Source organism: Aeromonas lacus, from assembly GCF_000764665.1.
In the GTDB taxonomy this organism is placed as follows: Bacteria; Pseudomonadota; Gammaproteobacteria; order Enterobacterales; family Aeromonadaceae; genus Aeromonas; species Aeromonas lacus.
The window spans coordinates 1-605 of sequence record NZ_JRGM01000112.1 but is presented as its reverse complement, the minus strand read 5'-3'; the positions used below and the strand labels follow the sequence as shown (position 1 = coordinate 605).

The window sequence follows — 605 nt, the reverse complement described above, 5'->3', positions numbered from 1 at the left end:
GACTCACCAAATGTAGACCATAATTTACGGGCTTTTACTGGGCCAACACCTTTAAATCTGGCGTGACTGCCTAACATCAGTACGATCTGCTCCCCTGATGGCCTAATAAGGTCTAGGTATTGAGGGGTGATTACAGTGAGAATACCTCCGTGCTCTACTCGTCTACTATACTGCTTTTTGATAGCTAATTTAACCAATGCACCCTTCGCCAATATTAGTGACAGGCGATCACTGTTATTTTCAATTATGTGAATGATGTAATTGCGCTTGTAATTGCAATTACGAAGAGTGTCAGGATCTATCTGCACAGCATGAAATGAGCGACCTTTTCTGGATGGATATGGTGGTCTCGTGATGCGAAAAAACTTCTCTTGCTCGAAGTCATTCATCTCGGCACCCGCTTAAATATTTCTAGCAATTCCATACGATGCTGTTCTCGATGTGAATTTGATTGAAGAGATTTATATTCTTGCTTTAAGCCTTCTAAATGAGATTCAAGTTCTGCAACCCGTAGCTGTAATTGACGAATTATTTTGTCTTTCTCTTGAATGCTCTTTTCTTGCGGGCTGTATCGCTTTGCAGGTGCTTTTGAAGTATCCCTAGCC

Annotated in this window: 1 protein-coding gene and 1 pseudogene; both read right to left on the bottom strand. The window is 41.5% G+C overall.

Going from position 1 to position 605, the window contains the following annotated elements; all coding sequences use genetic code 11:
* Positions 1–389, bottom strand: a 389-nt coding sequence (locus LG31_RS21640) for a hypothetical protein (protein WP_238567501.1), incomplete at its 3' end; no start/stop codon positions are given.
* Positions 386–605 (bottom strand): annotated as a pseudogene (locus LG31_RS21635) (hypothetical protein); the annotation flags it as partial. The gene LG31_RS21640 and the pseudogene LG31_RS21635, both read right to left, overlap by 4 nt.